Origin of the sequence: Comamonas sp. A7-5, from assembly GCF_039581385.1 — a bacterium.
GTDB lineage: Bacteria > Pseudomonadota > Gammaproteobacteria > Burkholderiales > Burkholderiaceae_C > Comamonas > Comamonas thiooxydans.
Window position 1 is genome coordinate 105915 of record NZ_JBCPWO010000013.1, and the last position, 18246, is coordinate 124160.

At 59.5% G+C, this 18246-nt stretch carries 15 protein-coding genes and 1 tRNA gene; all 16 read left to right on the plus strand.

The features are described 5' to 3' along the window. Positions 1-170: 170 nt before the first annotated feature. On the plus strand, positions 171-2090 hold the full coding sequence (thrS, locus tag AAIL67_RS19365) for a threonine--tRNA ligase (protein WP_034396897.1): 1920 nt from the start codon (positions 171-173) through the stop codon (positions 2088-2090). Between the two features lie 82 nt (positions 2091-2172). Next, positions 2173-2805 (plus strand): translation initiation factor IF-3, encoded by a 633-nt coding sequence (gene infC / locus AAIL67_RS19370; RefSeq protein ID WP_080745935.1) that lies wholly within the window; start codon positions 2173-2175, stop codon positions 2803-2805. Positions 2806-2997: 192 nt separating this feature from the next. Continuing rightward, a complete protein-coding gene (gene rpmI / locus AAIL67_RS19375; RefSeq protein WP_003053571.1) occupies positions 2998-3201 on the plus strand; it encodes a 50S ribosomal protein L35 in 204 nt (67 codons plus the stop codon). Positions 3202-3227: 26 nt separating this feature from the next. Then, positions 3228-3587, plus strand: coding sequence for a 50S ribosomal protein L20 (gene rplT, locus AAIL67_RS19380; RefSeq protein ID WP_003053572.1), 360 nt, complete (start codon positions 3228-3230; stop codon positions 3585-3587). A gap of 200 nt (positions 3588-3787) precedes the next feature. Beyond that, positions 3788-4840 (plus strand): phenylalanine--tRNA ligase subunit alpha, encoded by a 1053-nt coding sequence (gene pheS / locus AAIL67_RS19385; protein WP_343484603.1) that lies wholly within the window; start codon positions 3788-3790, stop codon positions 4838-4840. Positions 4841-5005: 165 nt separating this feature from the next. After that, the gene (pheT, locus tag AAIL67_RS19390; RefSeq protein ID WP_343484604.1) at positions 5006-7474 is read left to right on the plus strand and encodes a phenylalanine--tRNA ligase subunit beta; all 2469 of its coding nucleotides are present in this window, start codon (positions 5006-5008) and stop codon (positions 7472-7474) included. A gap of 28 nt (positions 7475-7502) precedes the next feature. Then, a complete protein-coding gene (locus AAIL67_RS19395; RefSeq protein ID WP_012838976.1) occupies positions 7503-7829 on the plus strand; it encodes an integration host factor subunit alpha in 327 nt (108 codons plus the stop codon). Between the two features lie 241 nt (positions 7830-8070). Next, a complete protein-coding gene (locus AAIL67_RS19400; RefSeq protein WP_343484606.1) occupies positions 8071-8520 on the plus strand; it encodes a MerR family transcriptional regulator in 450 nt (149 codons plus the stop codon). Positions 8521-8550: 30 nt separating this feature from the next. Then, positions 8551-8627 (plus strand) — tRNA-Pro (locus AAIL67_RS19405). A gap of 190 nt (positions 8628-8817) precedes the next feature. Next, positions 8818-9393, plus strand: coding sequence for a hypothetical protein (locus AAIL67_RS19410; protein WP_156507085.1), 576 nt, complete (start codon positions 8818-8820; stop codon positions 9391-9393). A 41-nt stretch (positions 9394-9434) separates the two neighbouring features. Next, the gene (locus AAIL67_RS19415; protein WP_059440399.1) at positions 9435-10946 is read left to right on the plus strand and encodes a TolC family outer membrane protein; all 1512 of its coding nucleotides are present in this window, start codon (positions 9435-9437) and stop codon (positions 10944-10946) included. Positions 10947-10984: 38 nt separating this feature from the next. Beyond that, complete coding sequence (locus AAIL67_RS19420) at positions 10985-11230, plus strand: hypothetical protein (protein ID WP_012838973.1); 246 nt, start codon at positions 10985-10987, stop codon at positions 11228-11230. A gap of 182 nt (positions 11231-11412) precedes the next feature. Then, on the plus strand, positions 11413-13551 hold the full coding sequence (locus AAIL67_RS19425) for a type I secretion system permease/ATPase (protein ID WP_052057675.1): 2139 nt from the start codon (positions 11413-11415) through the stop codon (positions 13549-13551). Then, positions 13548-14960, plus strand: coding sequence for an HlyD family type I secretion periplasmic adaptor subunit (locus AAIL67_RS19430; RefSeq protein ID WP_012838971.1), 1413 nt, complete (start codon positions 13548-13550; stop codon positions 14958-14960). Before AAIL67_RS19425 ends, AAIL67_RS19430 begins: the two co-directional genes overlap by 4 nt. Before the next feature lie 33 nt (positions 14961-14993). Then, positions 14994-15632, plus strand: a complete 639-nt coding sequence (locus AAIL67_RS19435) for a response regulator transcription factor (RefSeq protein ID WP_012838970.1) — start codon at positions 14994-14996, stop codon at positions 15630-15632. Between the two features lie 257 nt (positions 15633-15889). Then, on the plus strand, positions 15890-18246 hold a 2357-nt coding region (locus AAIL67_RS19440; RefSeq protein ID WP_343484610.1), incomplete at its 3' end, for a retention module-containing protein.

Here is an 18246-nt window from a genome sequence, read left to right on the forward strand (position 1 = left end):
ACATCGGAGATGTACTTCAGCTGCTGATGGCAGCTGGCGGTTCGCGCCTGCCCGAGATTTCTCGACACCCTCATCAAAGCGCGGACTGGTTCCGCGCTTTTTGCTTTCAGGCAACTCCAAAGCTCTGGCGCTGGCCCTCACCCACACAAATTTGGTTTGACAAGGAATTTATGATCAACATCACGCTCCCCGATGGCTCCAAGCGCGAATACTCAGGCCCGGTTTCGGTTGCCGAAGTCGCTGCTTCGATTGGCTCCGGCCTGGCCAAGGCCGCATTGGCCGGCAAGATCAACGGCAAGGTCGTGGACACCAGCTTTGTGATCGAGCAGGATTCGCCGCTGTCCATCATCACCGCCAAGGATGCCGACGGTCTGGAGGTGATCCGCCACTCCACCGCTCACTTGCTGGCCTATGCCGTCAAGGAGCTGTTTCCCGATGCGCAGGTCACCATCGGTCCCGTGATCGAAAACGGCTTCTACTACGACTTCTCGTACAAGCGCCCCTTCACTCCCGAAGATCTGGCCGCCATCGAAAAGAAGATGACCGAGCTGGCCAACAAGGACGAGCAGGTGGTGCGCCGCGTGCTGCCGCGCGACGAGGCCGTGCAGTACTTCAAGGGCATCGGCGAAGCCTACAAGGCAGAGATCATTGCCTCTATCCCCAGCAACGAGGATGTGAGCCTGTACCGTGAAGGCGCCTTCGAAGACCTGTGCCGTGGCCCTCACGTGCCCAGCACCGGCAAGCTCAAGCACTTCAAGCTGATGAAGGTGGCCGGCGCCTACTGGCGTGGCGACCACCGCAACGAGATGCTGCAGCGCATCTACGGTACCGCTTGGGCAACCAAGGACGAGCTCAAGGACTATCTGTTCAGGTTGGAAGAAGCCGAAAAGCGCGACCATCGCAAGCTTGGGCGCGAACTCGATCTGTTCCACATCGACGAACACTCGCCCGGCACCGTGTTCTGGCACCCCAAGGGCTGGGCGGTCTGGCAGCAGGTCGAACAGTACATGCGCCGCGTCTATCAGGACAACGGCTACCAGGAAGTCAAGGCTCCGCAGATTCTGGACAAGGGCCTGTGGGAGAAGACGGGCCACTGGGACAAGTACCGCGAAAACATGTTCACCACCGATTCGGAAAAGCGTGAATATGCCCTCAAGCCCATGAACTGCCCGGGCCACATCATCATCTTCAAGCAAGGCATCAAGAGCTATCGCGATCTGCCTCTGCGCTTTGGCGAGTTCGGCAACTGCCATCGCAACGAGCCCACGGGTTCGCTGCACGGCATCATGCGCGTGCGTGCCTTCACACAGGACGATGGTCACATCTTCTGTACCGAAGACCAGATCCAGGCCGAGGTGACGGCTTTCACCTCGCTGCTGCAGAAGGTGTATGCCGACTTCGGCTTCACCAACATCCTGTACCGTCTGTCCACTCGCCCCGAAAAGCGCATCGGCACCGATGAAGCCTGGGACAAGGCCGAGAACGCGCTGGCCGAAGGTCTGCGCGCATCGGGTTGCGAGTTCGAGTATCTGCCGGGCGAGGGTGCGTTCTACGGGCCAAAGATCGAATACACCCTGAAGGATGCACTGGGTCGCGAATGGCAGTGCGGCACCATTCAGGTGGACCCGAACATGCCCGAGCGTCTCGATGCGGAATTCGTGGGCGAGGATGGCGAGCGCCATCGACCCATCATGCTGCACCGCGCGATCCTGGGTTCGCTGGAGCGTTTCATCGGCATTTTGGTCGAGCATCACTCCGGCGCGCTGCCTGCCTGGCTGGCTCCCGTGCAGGCTGCCGTGCTCAATATCACGGACGCTCAGGCCGACTATGCGCAGGAAGTTGCGCAGAAGCTGCAAAAAGCATTGCCGAATCAAAGCCTTAGGGTAGTGACAGATCTGCGCAATGAAAAGATTACGTATAAAATACGCGAGCATTCCATGCAGAAGCTGCCCTACATCCTTGTCGCAGGCGACAAGGAGAAGGCAGCTGGTGCGGTTGCAGTGCGCGCCCGGGGTAACAAAGACCTCGGAGTGATGTCGGTTGATGCATTCATTGAATTGCTCGCCAAGGACATCGCGGCCAAGGCCTGAAGCAGATTAATTTTTGTGGCGGGCCGGTCAGCGTGCAAGGCACGCTAGCCGGCTACGCTGTTGTAGCCATTTCAATCCAAGGGTGAAAACCATAGCTACTGAATTTCGCGATCGGCGCCACCGTGAAGAGCGCAAGCATCGACTGAACCGAGAAATCATGGCGCCTGAAGTGCGTCTGTCTGGTCCCGACAACGAGCCTCTGGGCATCGTGCCGCTGCAAGAAGCGCTGCGCATGGCCGGCGAGCTGGATGTCGATCTGGTGGAGATTGCGGCCAACGCATCTCCTCCGGTCTGCCGTCTGATGGATTACGGCAAGTTCAAGTACCAGGAACAGAAGAAGGCTGCTGAAGCCAAGGCCAAGCAGACCGTCATCGAAATCAAGGAAGTGAAGTTCCGCCCTGGTACGGATGATGGTGACTACAACATCAAGCTGCGCAATATCCGCCGTTTTCTGGCGGATGGCGACAAGTGCAAGATCACGCTGCGTTTCCGCGGTCGTGAAATCACGCACCAGCAGCTGGGTCTGAATCTGCTCAACCGTCTGCGTGACGATCTGGCCGATTCCATCCAGGTGGAGCAGTTCCCCAAGCTGGAAGGCCGTCAGATGATCATGATGGTTGCGCCGGCTCGTGCAGGCGGCAAGAAGCCCGCCGGTGCTGCAAAACCACAGGCTGATGGCGCCGCAGCTGCACCTGAGGCTGCAGATAAGGCATAATTGCGGTTTTGCCTTGTCGGCAAAAGTGGGCTTGGCCCACTTTTGTTTTGTGCGGCAGATAAAGAATTTGCAGGCTTGCCTGCAAGAGTCAGCCCGGCCTGGCCGGACTGACAAACAAGTGCCTCGGAGGCCAGCGAAGTGTGTGCGGGTTGCACACCGCCTTGCGAGCACAAATTCAATAGGAGCATTCACATGCCCAAAATGAAGACCAAGAGCAGCGCGAAGAAGCGTTTTCGCGTTCGTCCCGGTGGTACCGTCAAGCGCGGTCAAGCCTTCAAGCGTCACATCTTGACCAAGAAGACCACGAAGAACAAGCGTCACCTGCGTGGCATTGTCAACGTGCATTCCGGCGATATGGGCTCCATCGCAAAGATGTTGCCTTCCGCAGGCCTGTAATTCACTGACGAACTAGGAGAAAACACATGCCTCGCGTCAAACGTGGTGTAACGGCTCGCGCCCGTCACAAAAAAGTTCTGAATCTGGCCAAGGGTTTCCGCGGTCGCCGTGGTAACGTCTTCCGCGTTGCCAAGCAAGCGGTCATGAAGGCTGGTCAATACGCCTACCGTGACCGTCGTACCAAGAAGCGCGTGTTCCGTCAGCTGTGGATCGCTCGTATCAACGCTGCTGCACGTGAACTGGGTCTGACTTACAGCCAATTCGCCAACGGCCTGAAGAAGGCTGCCATCGAAATCGACCGCAAGATGCTGGCCGATATCGCCGTGCACGACAAGGCTGCTTTTGCAGCTATCGTCGACCAAGTCAAGGCCAAGCTGGCTGCCTGAGGTCACGATCGGTAGTTACTCTTGTAGGACTTTTGCAGACAAGAATCCCCAAAGGCATTTGCCGATGGGCGAGCATCTTGCTTGAACTTGATTGCAGAAGTCGTGTCTTGTTCAGTAGCTGCTGATGCACAAACAGCAAGGGCTAGGGCTTGAAAAGGCACTAGCCCTTGTTTATTTTTACAAGTCGATAAAGAGTCGATATGAACGAGTTGGATTCTCTGGTCGAAAGCGCACAGCAACTGTTTGCGCAAGCCCACACCCCCGCTGATCTGGAAAATGCCAAGGCGCAGTTTCTGGGCAAGTCGGGCAAGATGACCGAGCTCATGAAGGGCATGGCGCAGCTTTCCGTCGAAGAGAAAAAGTCGCGCGGCGCAGCCATCAACGTGGCCAAGCAGGCGATCGAAGCGGCCTTGACCGCTCGTCGCAAGGCTTTGGCAGACGCCGAGCTGCAGGCCCATCTGAAGGCCGAGGTGCTGGATGTGACTCTGCCCGGTCGCCGTCGTGGCGCGGGAGGGCTGCACCCTGTCTCCATCACCATGGAGCGTATCGAGGGCATTTTCGGCTCCATGGGTTTTGATGTGGCCCAGGGCCCCGAGATCGAATCCGACTGGTTCAACTTCACGGCGCTGAACACGCCTGAAGACCATCCCGCGCGCTCCATGCACGACACCTTCTATGTCGAAGGCGGCACCCAGCACGCGCCCAATCTGCTGCGCACGCACACCAGCCCCATGCAGGTGCGCCACGCCGTGCAGCATGTGAAGAATTACCGCAATGCGCTCGATGCCGGCCAGACCATGCCCGAGATCCGCGTGATTGCCCCCGGCCGCACCTACCGTGTGGACTCGGACGCTACCCACTCGCCCATGTTCCACCAGTGCGAAGGCCTGTGGATCGGCGAGAACGTGAGCTTCAAGGACCTGAAGGTCGTGTTCACCGACTTCTGCAAGACCTTCTTCGAGCAGGATGATTTGGTGCTGCGCTTTCGCCCCAGCTTCTTCCCGTTCACCGAGCCTTCGGCCGAAATCGACATCCAGTTCCAGAGCGGCCCGCTGGCCGGCAAGTGGCTGGAAGTGGCGGGCTCCGGCCAGGTGCACCCCAATGTGCTGCGCAACATGGGGCTGGACCCCGAAAAATACATCGGCTTTGCCTTTGGCATGGGCCCCGATCGCCTGACCATGCTGCGTTACGGCGTGAACGACCTGCGCCTGTTCTTCGACGGCGACATCCGTTTTCTGTCGCAGTTTCAGTAATTGAAAAGTGAGCTGCTAGCGCATGCTCTGAAACGATTTCAGATAGTTTTGATGCTGAAATCCTTATATGCCGAGCGCTAATAGCTCATCTTTTTGAGATACGCATGCCCAGCCAGTGGCAGACCGCTTGCGGTGCGACTGGCATGAACGCCAAAGAGTCTGACTATGCAATTTCCTGAATCCTGGTTGCGCGAATACTGCAACCCCAACCTGACCACCCAGCAGCTGGCCGATACCCTGACCATGGCCGGTCTGGAAGTGGAAGAGCTGGATCCTGTGGCGCCTCCCTTCACCGGCATCGTGGTCGGTGAAATCAAGGAAGCCGTGCAGCACCCCGACGCCGACCGTCTGCGCATCTGCCAGGTCGACGTGGGCGGCCCCGAGCTGCTGAACATCGTCTGCGGCGCGCCCAATGCGCGCGTGGGCATCCGCATTCCCTGCGCCACCGTGGGCGCCGAGCTGCCGCCCGGTACCGATGGCAAGCCCTTCAAGATCAAGATCGGCAAGCTGCGCGGCGTGCAGAGCTTTGGCATGCTGTGCTCGGCCAAGGAGCTGGGCATCGACGAAGACGCCAACGGCCTGCTGGAGTTTCCCGCCGATGCGCCCCTGGGCCAGAACGTGCGCGAGTACCTGAATCTGGACGACACGCTGTTCACGCTCAAGCTCACGCCCAATCTGGCGCACTGCCTGAGCGTCTACGGCGTGGCGCGCGAGCTGTCGGCGCTGACCGGCACGCCACTGAAAGCCCTGTCCTTCCCCGCTGCGGCCGTGGCCTTGCAGGACAAGCTGCCAGTCAAGATCGAGGCGACCGATCTGTGCGGCCGCTTCTCGGGCCGTATCGTGCGCAATGTCAACACGCGGGTGAAGACGCCCCAGTGGATGGTGGACCGCCTGGCGCGTTGCGGCCAGCGCTCGGTCAGCCCGCTGGTGGACATCTCCAACTATGTGATGTTCGAGCTGGGCCGTCCCAGCCATATCTTCGATCTGGACAAGATCAGCGGCGGCCTGAATGTGCGCTGGGGCAAGGAGGGCGAAACGCTCAAGCTGCTCAATGGCAACACCATCAAGATCGACGACTTCCTCAAGGTTGGCGTGATTGCCGATGACAAGCAGGTCGAGTCGCTGGCCGGCATCATGGGCGGCGACGCCACGGCCGTGTCCGACGACACCAGGAACATCTACATCGAAGCTGCGTTCTGGTTCCCCAAGGCCGTGGCCGGCCGTTCGCGCCACTTCAACTTCTCGACCGATGCCGGCCACCGCTTCGAGCGCGGCGTGGACCCCGAGTTCACCACCGAGCACATCGAGCGCATCACCGCGCTGGTGCTGGAAATCTGTGGCACGCCAGAGACGCAAGTCGGCGCCATGGACGACCAGAAGCCCAATATGCCCGCCTCCAAGGCCGTGCAACTGCGCGTGGCGCGTGCGGCCAAGGTCATCGGCATGGCCGTGACGCAGCAGCAATGCCTGGATGCCTTGAACGGCCTGGGTCTGCCGGCCACCGTGGCCAGCGAAGGTGCGGCAGGCGAACCTGTGATCAGCGTCACCGCTCCCACCTTCCGCTTCGACATCAATCTGGAAGAAGATCTGATCGAAGAAGTGGCCCGCATGATCGGCTATGAAAACCTGCCGACCACCAAGCCGCTGGCCCCGATCTCGCCCAAGCTGCGCGCCGAGAACGAGCGCAGCCCCTACGCCGTGCGCCACGAGCTGGCGGGCCTGGGCTACCAGGAAACCATCAACTTCAGCTTTGTCGAAGAAAAGTGGGAGCAGGAGCTGGCCGGCAACAACAACGCCATCAAGCTGCTCAACCCCATTGCCAGCCACCTGAGCGTGATGCGCTCGTCCCTGCTGGGCTCGCTGCTGCAGGTGCTCAAGTTCAACGTGGACCGCAAGGCTCAGCGCGTGCGCGCGTTCGAGCTGGGTCGCGTGTTCTTCAAGGACGAGTCCGTCGTCGACTCCGACACCACCGTCAAGGGCTTTTACCAGCCCATGCGCGTGGCGGGGCTGGCCTATGGCGCTGCCGACCAGCTGCAGTGGGGCAGGGCAGAGGCCAAGGTCGACTTCTACGACGTCAAGGGTGATGTGGAGGCCTTGCTGGCTCCAGCCAAGCCCGTGTTTGAGCCTGCCGAGCATCCGGCCATGCACCCTGGTCGCTGCGCGCGCGTGCTGCTGGACTGCAAGGCCATCGGTTTTGTCGGCGAGCTGCACCCCCAGTGGCGCCAGGAATGGGATCTGGCCCAGGCTCCCGTGATGTTCGAGCTCGAGCTCGATGCCGTGCTGGCCCGCGAGGTCCCCGTCTTCAAGCCCGTGGCCAAGCACCAGGCCGTGGAGCGCGACATTGCCGTGGTCGTCAAGGAAGCCGTGAGCCACGCCCAGGTGATGGATGCCGTGCAGCAAGGCGTGCAGGGCGGCATTCTGCGCTCGGCCGTGCTGTTCGACGTATTCCGTCCCAAGAAGCTCAAGGCTGGCGAGGAAGCTGCACCGGGCAGCCTGGCTCAGGACGAGAAGAGCCTGGCCGTGCGTCTGACGCTGGGCAGCGACACCGCGTCGCTGACCGATGCGGAAATCGATGCCGCCATGCAGGGCACAATTGCGGCTCTGGTTGAACGCGTTGCGGCTCGCCTGCGTTGATATGTTCAATCCACAAGGAGATCGACCCATGGAGCTTGCCGTAGAGAGCATCGACAGCCCCGCGTTGACCAAGGCGCAGCTGGCCGATCTGCTGTTTGACGAAATCGGTCTGAACAAGCGCGAAGCCAAGGACATGGTGGATGCGTTTTTCGACCTGATCTCGCAAAAGCTGGTGGAGGGCGAGGACGTCAAGCTTTCGGGCTTTGGCAACTTCCAGATCCGCACCAAGGCGCCACGGCCCGGTCGCAACCCGCGCACCGGTGAGCTGATTCCCATCGCTGCGCGCCGCGTGGTGACCTTCCATGCCAGCAGCAAGCTCAAGGAGCTGATCCAGGGCGAAGGCTCGGGGTCATAAGCGATTGGTAAATCCACTGATGCGCGGACAGGCTAGGCATCGGTGACTGAGGAGCTGACAGTTTTGCGTCGCGAGCGGTGCAAGGTCCTGTCAGCTCTTCGCGCTATATTGCTAGGACTTGTGCAAACGGGAATGCATGACGGGCATTTCTAATGACAAAACACCGTGCCTGACCCGAATTTGCGCAAGTCGTGATTGCATATCTTTCACCCATCCCTTCACTGACCGCTTGCAACCAGCCATGGCTTCTTCTTTGCCAGCAATTCCCGCCAAGCGCTATTTCACCATCGGTGAGGTCGCGGATCTTTGCGACGTCAAGCCTCATGTGCTGCGTTACTGGGAGCAGGAGTTTGTGCAGCTCAAGCCCATGAAGCGTCGTGGCAACCGCCGCTACTACCAGCATCATGAGGTGTTGATGGTGCGTCGCATTCGCGAGCTGCTTTACGAGCAGGGCTTCACCATCAGCGGCGCACGAAATCGTCTGCGCGAACTGGTGACGGGTCACGGCAAGGCCGTCGAGCAGCTGCCGGTGCTTGTGCATCCGGACCTGCCCCCGCAGGGGCAAGAACTGGCGCAAAGCCATCTGTTGGCTGCAATGCTGGAGCAGGGCCGCTCGGAGCCTGCCGGTGCAATGGGCATGGAGGAGGTCAAAGAGGAGCTTTTGCAGATCAGGGCGCTGCTTTCTCTTTGATGTCGAATTTCTGTGTATAATTCAAGTCTTCGGAATGTAGCGCAGCCTGGTAGCGCACTTGCATGGGGTGCAAGGGGTCGCGAGTTCGAATCCCGCCATTCCGACCAATTAGACAAGGGCTTCTGACTGTTCAGTCAGAAGCCCTTTTTCTATTTCGGATCAATTCATTGTCAATTGTTCGATTACGACTTTGGATGTGGGCTGATTTCACTTTGCAACGCGTGCGCCGCTATGGTTGCGGTGCTGGAAGCGGTATTGATTCTTAATTTCTTTGATATAAAGAAGGAATGAAAAGAATTGCCAATTCCCGGCAAAAAAATCGAAGTTCGGTTGGTTGAGTGGTTTTTTGAAACAAATCATTGCATGCCTTGTGCTAGATTTGCAATTGAATCCATTTGTTTGATGGTGTTGCCAGGAGATCTGCCATCAACGCACGGCTTCGCATGCAGGGTTATGCGTCAAGAACACCGGCCGGAAACCGGAGGCTCCGCCTTGCTATCGTGGAAAGGAACATCTCCAAATGCGCTGTGTCTAGCCGATAGACGCTCCACAGCCTGTCCGCGCGATTTGTTTGGCCAAGGGATTGGCGATGTCATCCCTGTACCACTGCTGAGTGGTGGCTCGTCAAGCAAAAATAGTGAGTTTTGTCGATCAGGCAACAAGCTTGACCTGACCGTCAGTCTCCTGTGCGGTACTGGCATGACGCCAAAGGCTGTGAGCACGAGAGTTACAGAATTCCATTTTGCGAGTTCTGAGGCCGTATGCAATGCCTTTTCGGGCAGCAGCGAGCCGATCCACATTAACAACCAGCTTCCGCGGGAACGATTTGTAGAAGTCGCACCGATTGCTCTCGCCAATTCGTTGGCGGGCTAGGCATCGCATTGCCCGGTCGGAGTCAAACAAGAGGGATAACAATGAAATTCAGTCAGATTGCACAAGTGGTAGCCACTCTGGGTGTGGCCTCGTGGGCCATGGGGGGTATGGCCCAGACGACCATGAATGCGCAACAAGCCAACGAGCAGGGTGTTGCACTGCAAAAGGTTGTCGAGCAGGCACTGATGACTCATCCCGAAGTGCAGGCGCGCTTTCAGGATTTCAGCTCGTCCGCTGAAGGTCAGAACGTGGCCCGGGGAGGTTGGCGTCCGCAAGTCACCGCGCAAGGTTGGGTCGGTCGCGAGTGGCGCAGCCATATCCAGGATGCTCCATCGCAGAACTGGAGCCGTCCGGGCTGGAACCTGCAGTTGCGTCAGCTGATCTTTGATGGCTTCACCACTAGCAGCAATATCCGTCAGTTGGGCTTTGAGAAGCTGGCCAAGTTCTACGACCTGCGCGCCACCACTGAAAATTTGGCCAATGATGTTGTCGCCGCCTATCTGGATGTGCAGCGTTATCGCGAAATGGAAAAGCTGGCGCGTGAGAATTTCGGCACGCACCAGGTGACGCTGGGGCAGTTGCGTGAACGCCAGCAGTCCGGCGTGGGCCGCGGTGTTGACCTGGAGCAGGCAAGTGGTCGTCTGTCGCTGGCGCAGACCAATCTGATGACCGAGAGCAACAACCTCAACGATGTGCTGCAGCGCTACCGCCGCGTGGTGGGTGAGTATCCTGCGGCCACGCTGGACCCGGTGCCCGATGTGAGTGCCAAGCTGCCTGCTTCCGGGGTGGCCAAGGATTTCGGCGAGTCGCTGCGCGCGAGTCCGCTGCTATTGTCCAAGCAGGCTCTGGTGCAAGCGGCAGAGGCCGGTCAGAAGGCTGCCAAGGGGGCGCATATGCCCAAGCTCGAGCTGCTGGCGTCCACGGGGCGTGATCGTGATCAGAACTCGCCGGCCTACTGGGATGTGCAGAGTTCGCGAGTGCAGCTGATGCTGACTTACAACCTGTATCGCGGTGGTGCGGACGAGGCACGCCTGCGTCAGACGATTGCCCAGGGCTATGCCGCACAGGATGTGCGCGATTACACCTGCCGCAACATCCAGCAGGAGCTGTCGATTACCTGGAACAACATGGCCCGCCTGCGTCAGCAAACGCCGTTCCTGCGTGAGCATGTTCTTTCCACGGCCAAGGTCCGCGTGGCGTATCAGCAGCAATTCAAGATCGGTCAGCGTTCGCTGCTGGATCTGCTCAATACGGAAAACGAGCTGTTCGATGCCCAGCGCGCTCTGGTCAACGCTCAATATGACCTGAAAAAGGCCGAGTACCAGTGGCTGACTTTGTCCAGCCAAATTCTGCCTGTGCTGGGGCTCGCGCAGCCGCATGACGACAGCCGCCCGGATGAGCAGCAGGCGCTGAACTTGCCGGATGATCTGCTGCGTAGCTGCAAATCCTCGGTGCCGGACACCAGCAATCTGACGCCTGTGCCTGCCAGCGCAGCGGTTGATCTGGGGGCTCCAGCCCAGGCCCCGGCATCTGGTGCAGCGGGCCGTCAGTGATAGCTGGTGGCGCCTGGCGCAGCTTTTAGTGGGAGTTGATGAACAAGATGGATAAAAGCGATTCACCACCGTCGGAGCAGTCCTCCCGGCAGGAATTGTCGGCACTGGATGCGGATTTCATCCGCGTTCTCGAGGACTTGATTGACGCCTTGCTTGCCAATGGGGCTTTGCGCTTGACGGATCTTCCGCCGCAGGCGCTGGAGAAGCTGAGTCAGCGCAAGCAGGCGCGCCAGCGTATGCGTAATTCGCTGGACTTGATTGATGATGACGAAGAGCTTTTATAGGTTGATTGTTGAAGATGACCAGACCAGACTTTGAGCCTTCATTGGCATCGAGCAACGGTACGGATGCGACTCAGAAGGCCGGGCAAGGTTCTTTGCCGGAAGCCGCGGCAGCGGCGGAGCAGGCCGGCCCGGCCTTTCTGGGGGCGCGAAGCTCGGCGCATGCACCGGCGGGGGACTGGCGCATGCCGGCCCATGAGACCCATGCGGATCCCTTGCTGGATTGCCTGGTGCAGCTCACCAACCTGCATGGCAAGCCCTACACCGCGCAGGCACTGAGCAATGGTCTGCCATTGGTGGATCAGCGCCTGACGCCTTCATTGCTGGCTCGGGCTGCGGCTCGCGCGCAGTTCAGCACGCGTATCGTGCAGCGCGGTCTTGACGATGTTCCTCAGGGCTTGCTGCCGGCAATTCTGATTCTCCATGGAGACCGTGCCTGTCTGTTGCTCAGAGCGCTGGAGAGCGGTCGCTTCCTGTTGCAGTATCCGGAGTCGGAGAGTCCGGTCGAGGTAGAGGCCCAGGCTTTGCTGCAGGACTACGCGGGGCTGATGTGCTTTGTGCGTCCGCAGTTCCGCTTCGAGCCGCGCTCCGTGCAGCAAGGCATGGAGCCTCGCAGCAGTCACTGGTTCTGGGCGGTGATCCTGGAGAATCGGCGCCTGTACCGCGATGCCTTGCTGGCAGCCGTACTCATCAATGTCTTCGCCCTGGCAATGCCCTTGTTCAGCATGAACGTGTATGACCGGGTGGTGCCCAACAACGCGGTGGAAACATTGTGGGTGTTGGCTATCGGCATTTCTTTGGTGCTGATCTTCAACTTTGTGCTGACGACGACGCGTGCCTATGTTGTGGATGCTGCGAGCAAGCGTGTGGATGTGCAGTTGTCCGCGCAGATCATGGAGCGCGTTCTGGACTTGCGCATGGAGAGCCGACCCGCATCCGTCGGTTCGTTTGCGGCCAATCTGCGCTCGTTTGAGTCGGTTCGTGATTTCATTGCGTCTGCAAGTCTCACGACCTTGGTGGATTTGCCTTTTGTGCTTCTGTTTCTGGTGGCGATTGCATGGGTTTCGCCCTGGATGCTGATTCCGCCTGTGGTGGCGATTGCCGCGATCTTGCTGGTTTCCTTCTGGGCCCAGGCACGCATGGAGAGTCTGACGCTCAAGACCTTTCAGGCTTCGTCTCAGCGCAACGCGCTGCTCGTGGAGTCGCTGACCAATCTGGAGGCGGTCAAGACGCTCAATGCCCAAAGCGGAGTGCAGCGTCTGTGGGAGAGCTCCACTCAGTACATTGCCTATATGGGGGGCAAGATCAAGTTCATCTCGTCCGGTACGGTGAACTTCGTTCAGACCTTGCAGCAACTGGTCACCATAGCCGTGGTCGTCATCGGCGTGTATCAGGTGCAGGATGCGTCGCTTTCCATGGGCGGCATCATTGCAGCCTCCATGATTGCAGGGCGTTGTCTGGCACCCTTTGGTCAGGTGGCGGGGCTGATGATGCAGTTTCACAATGCGCGCACCTCGCTCAATTCCATTGACAACTATATGAAGATGCCGGTCGAGCACGAAGCCGAGCGCGAATTCGTCTCACGTCCGGATCTGCGTGGCGCTATCGAGTTTCGCAATGTCAGTTTCAGCTATCCGGGAAGCGAGCAGGCCAGTCTTTCGGGAGTGAGCTTTTCGCTCCGACCCGGCGAGCGGGTTGGCATCATTGGGCGTATCGGCTCGGGCAAGACCACGCTTGAAAAGCTGGTCCTGGGTCTGTATCAGCCCAGTGAAGGCTCGGTTCTGATTGATGGTATGGATGCCCGTCAGATAGACCCGGTGGATCTGCGTCGGGCCATCGGGCATGTGCCGCAGGACCCGATGCTGTTCTATGGCAGCTTAAAGCACAACCTGCTGGTGGGTGCGCCATTCGCGGATGAGACAGACATGCTGCATGCGGCACGCATTGCGGGTGTGGATGATTTCGCGGCGCGCAATCCCAAGGGCTACGACATGTTGGTTGGCGAGCGGGGCGAGTCACTTTCTGGCGGCCAGCGCCAATCCATTGCCGTCGCTCGTGCCTTGATCAACGACCCGGCCATATTGTTGCTGGATGAGCCCAGCAGCAATCTGGACAACCAGAGCGAGGCACAGCTCAAACGTCGTCTGGAAGAGGCCTCCCAGGGCAAGACCATTTTGCTGGTCACTCATCGCACGGCCTTGTTGACCTTGGTTGACCGGCTGATCGTGATTGACGGCGGCAGAATTGTTGCCGATGGAGCCAAGGATCAGGTGATCGAAGCCCTGAAGCAGGGGCGGATTGGTGGAGTAGGAGGGCGAGCATGAGCGAGTCCAAACCCCAAAAAAAGCCGTCGCGCTTCAAGGATGCGCTCAAGACGCGCTGGACGCGACTGGAGCGATGGCTGCTTGACGGCAGCGAGGTTGTCGGAACGCATCAGCCGGATGACCTCAAGGCCGATGCGCAGTGGGCTGCAGGGCAGCAGCAGGCGCGTGGCTCGCGTCTGTTGATATGGGTATCTCTGGTCACCGTGGTGGTTCTGCTGCTATGGGCTTGCCTGGGTCGCATTGATGAAGTGGTGCGAGGCCAGGGCAAGGTGGTTCCTTCGCGTCAGGTTCAGGTGGTGCAGAGTCTGGATGGCGGCATCGTCAAGGAAATTCTGGTGCACCCCGGCGAGCATGTGGAGCAGGGTCAGGTCATCTTGCGCATCGATCCAACGCGCTACAGTTCGTCCCTGGGCGAGAACAAGGCCGAACTTCTGGCATTGAAGGCCAAGGCCGCGCGTCTTCAGGCCCTGGCATCGGGCGAGCCTTTCAAGGCTCCGGAAGATGTGCAGGCTCTGGCGCCTCAGTTGGTGGAGATGGAGCGGCGCATGTGGGAGAGCCGCTCCCAGGAGCTCAATACCAACGTCAATATTGCGCGTGACCAGTTGCGCCAACGTCAGCAGGAGCTGCGCGAAACCCAGGCCAACCGTGACCAGGCTTCCTCCAGTTGCAGCTTGACGTCCGAAGAGCTTTCGGTGACTCGCCCCTTGCTCAAGAGTGGAGCAGTGTCCGAAGTGGATTTGCTGCGCCTGCAACGTGATGTGGCTCGCTTCTGTGGCGAGGCCAAGGCGGCCGGTGCGCAGATCGGGCGCATTCAGGCTGCGATTCAGGAAGCGGAGCGCAAGATTCAGGAGTCGGAGCTGAATATGCGCAATCAGTCTCGCTCCGAGCTCTCGGAAACCCAGGCCAAACTGGGCACCCTGGAGCAAGGCAAGGTGGCGCTGGAGGATCGCGTCAAGCTGGCCGAAGTGCGTTCGCCCGTGCGCGGCACGGTCAACACCTTGATGGCGAATACCGTCGGCGGTGTTGTGCAGCCGGGCAAGGACATTCTGGACATCGTGCCGCTGGATGACACCTTGTTGATGGAAGTGCAGATCAATCCACGCGATATCGGCTTCCTGCATTTTGGTCAGCAGGCCGAAGTGAAGTTCACGGCCTATGACTTTGCCATCTATGGAGGCCTGCAGGGGAAGCTGGAGCAGATCGGTGCCAACACCGTTACCGACGAAAAGGGGAACTCCTTTTATGTCGTGAAGGTGCGCACGGAGAAGGCTCACGTGGGCGATGACTCGCGCCCCATCATTCCCGGTATGCAGGCCGAGGTGCATATCCTCACGGGCAAGCGCACCTTGATGCAGTATCTGCTCAAGCCGATTCTGCGTGCCAAGTCCAATGCATTGATCGAACGTTAGTTCATGGATCGCCAACAATTACAAAGGAACTCTATGAATGCCTTGCCTGTATTGATGCTGACTCAGGATGCCACGCTGTGGCAGGAATGGCAGCAGATCGCAGGCCCTCAGTGGATGCCTGCGCGCGGCCAGAGCCTGGCCGATTTGCAACGTTGGAAGCAGCAAGGTCGTACCGTGGTGGTGCTGGATGCAGCCCTGCCATCCTTGCCCGAGTCGACTGCGGCCCGCTGGATTGAGCTGCTGAAGGATCTTCAGGTTCTGGTTCTCAGCAACCGCCCCAGCGATGAGGAGGGTCGAAACCTGCTGTCCCGCGGAGCATCGGGCTACGCTCATGCGCAATCGAGCCCGGAGGTGCTGGCACGGATGCTGCAAAGCATGGCCGGCGGCAACATCTGGCTTGGACGTTCTCTGTTGCAGCGCTTGTTGCGCGATGTGGATGCCCGTCTGCCTGAGCATGAGTCGGACTGGGCCGAACCATTGTCTGCACGAGAGCAGGAGGTTGCCCGCTATGCATCGCTGGGTGACAGCAATGCGGAGATCGCCGAACGCATGTCCATCAGCGAACGTACCGTGCGCGCCCATCTGTCTGCGGTTTTTGAAAAGCTGCAGGTACAGGATCGGCTGGCGCTGACCCTGAAGGTTCACGGTATCGGGCGCAAGCAACTGGCTTGAACCTGATTTTGGGGCCGCTGATGAATACATAGTCACCTCTTTCCTCTGGAGTGCCTGTTGCTGAAAAGCCTGAAGCCTGCAATATGCAGGCTTCAGGCTTTTTTGATTTACAGCAGCAGAGATCGAATAAAACAGATCCCGATTGGCTTTGGCGCCAATAGTGCTGTGGGGCCTTGGCTTCTACCATTCAGCTGAAATATTGGAGAGGTGCCTTTGTGCACCTTCACTTTTTAATCTGACTGGATAGGCAGACCCTCATGGCAGCTCAAACCGTTCTCGTTACCAAACTCACTGGCCAGGCTTGGATGCGTGGTTCTGATGGCAATCTGACGGTGCTCCGTGAAGGCATGCGTATCCCCGCCGACGCCGAGATAGTGACGGCTTCCGGCAGCACCGTGCAACTGCAGGCGGATGGTCAGCCACCGCTGATGGTGGGCGAGAACCAGGACGTGCATCTCACTGCGGACCTGATTCAGCCGCCCACCGTGGAAGAGGCGGCTGTGGCGAGCCCCGCGAATGCGCAGATTGACCAGATCATTGCGGCCATCAATGCCGGCCAGGATCCGTTCGATGAGCTGGATCCCACGGCGGCCACATTGTCGGGCGGCAGCGAGGGTGGCAGCACTTTTGTGCGCCTTTCCAGCATCATTGAGGCAGTGTCTCCGCTGGCGCTGGAGTATGGACGTCCTGTACCAGCGACTACCGTCCTTCCACTTTTTAGTGGGGTGGGCGCTTTGGCGGACAACACGGATCAAGTTACGCCGCCTCAGCCTGTCACAAGCATTCCCCAGGCAAGTGCTGATTCGGGTGTGATCTTCGAAGATGCGGTATCCGCCTTGCAAGGCAATGTGCTCGCCAACGACAAATTGGGCGAAGGGGTCCTCACAGAGCATCGAGTTGTTCTGGTCGGCGCAGATCAAGGGCTGTACGGCAAGATTACCCTCAACTCCGATGGCAGCTACAGCTATCAGCTTGATAGCAGCTTGAATGCTGTGCAGGCATTGGGTGTGGGTGAGACCCTGGTCGAAACTTTTACGTATACCCTGGTCGATAAAGACGGCGCCAGTTCTTCTGCGACATTGACTGTCACCATCGTTGGCACCAACGACGACCCCGCCCTCACCGGCAAGGCCGATGGCGCTTTGGCCGAAGACGGCGTGTCGGTGGTCACCGGCAAGCTCGACGTGGCCGATGTCGACATCACCGATACCCACAGCTGGAGCGTCAGCAACGAAGGTAAGGGCCAGTACGGCAGCTTCTCGGTCGACCAGAACGGCGAGTGGACCTATGTGCTGAACAACGACGATCCCAAGGTCCAGGCCCTGGCCGAAGGTCAGAAGGTCACCGACACCATCACCGTGACCGTCGACGACGGCCACGGCGGCACAGCGACTCAGACCATCACCGTCACCATCACTGGTACCAACGACCTGCCCGTGGCGCCCAACTATCAGCACACCACGCCGGAAGACCAGCCCGTCAGCGGCAAGGTCACCGGCACCGATCCCGATGGCGACACGCTGACCTACACGGTCGACAAGCAGCCCGAGCACGGCAAGCTGGAGTTCAATCCGACCACCGGCGAGTACACCTACACGCCTAACGAAAACTACAACGGCCCCGATCAGTTCACGGTCATCGTCGATGACGGCCACGGCGGCAAGACCACTTCCGTCATCGAGATCGGCGTCACCCCGGTCAATGACGCACCGCTGGTTCCCAATTATGAGCATACGAGGCCCGAGGAGCAGCCCGTTAGCGGTAAGGTCGTCGGCACCGACGTCGACGGCGACAACCTGACCTACACGGTCGACAAGCAGCCGGAGAATGGCACGCTGGTGTTCAACCCGACCACGGGTGAATATACCTACACGCCGAACGAGAATTACAACGGTCCTGACCAGTTCACGGTCATCGTCGACGACGGCAAAGGCGGCAAAGCCACTTCGATCATCAATATCGGTGTCACGCCGGTCCTCGACGTACCCACAATTACCGTCTCCGACGCTGGTGACGTGAACGAAGGTTCCTCGGCCACGTTCAATATCAGTCTGAAGAACGCAGTCGACCTTGACAAGGACACCACGGTCACGCTCAAGCTGGACGGCCAGATCGAAACGGCCGACCACGGCGCGCCGACGGTCACCATCGGGAGCCAGACCGTCCAGGTCACCGCGAATGCCGACGGTACCTACAGCTTCACGCTTCCCGCCGGCACCACGGGAGGCATCGTTGTCACGGTTCCGACCAACGATGACGCAGTCTTTGAAGGCCGTGAGCAGATGACGCTCACGGCCACCTTGACCGGGGAAACGTCCAGCGGCACACTGCCGTCCGGCATCTCCGACTCGGGTAATGCCGTAATCGTCGACACCGAAAGCACGGATCCGGGTAACCCCAATCCGGGCGCTGACGTCCCGACCCTGGACGTGTCCAACCCCGGCGACGTCCACGAAGGCACCGATGCCAAGTTCGACATCACGCTGGGCAAGGCCGTCGACGCCGCCACCACCATCACCTTCAAGCTCGGGGGTGACATCGAGTCCGACGACATCGGCACGCCCGTGGTCACCATCGGTGGCGCCACGGTCACCCTGGTGAACAACGGCAACGG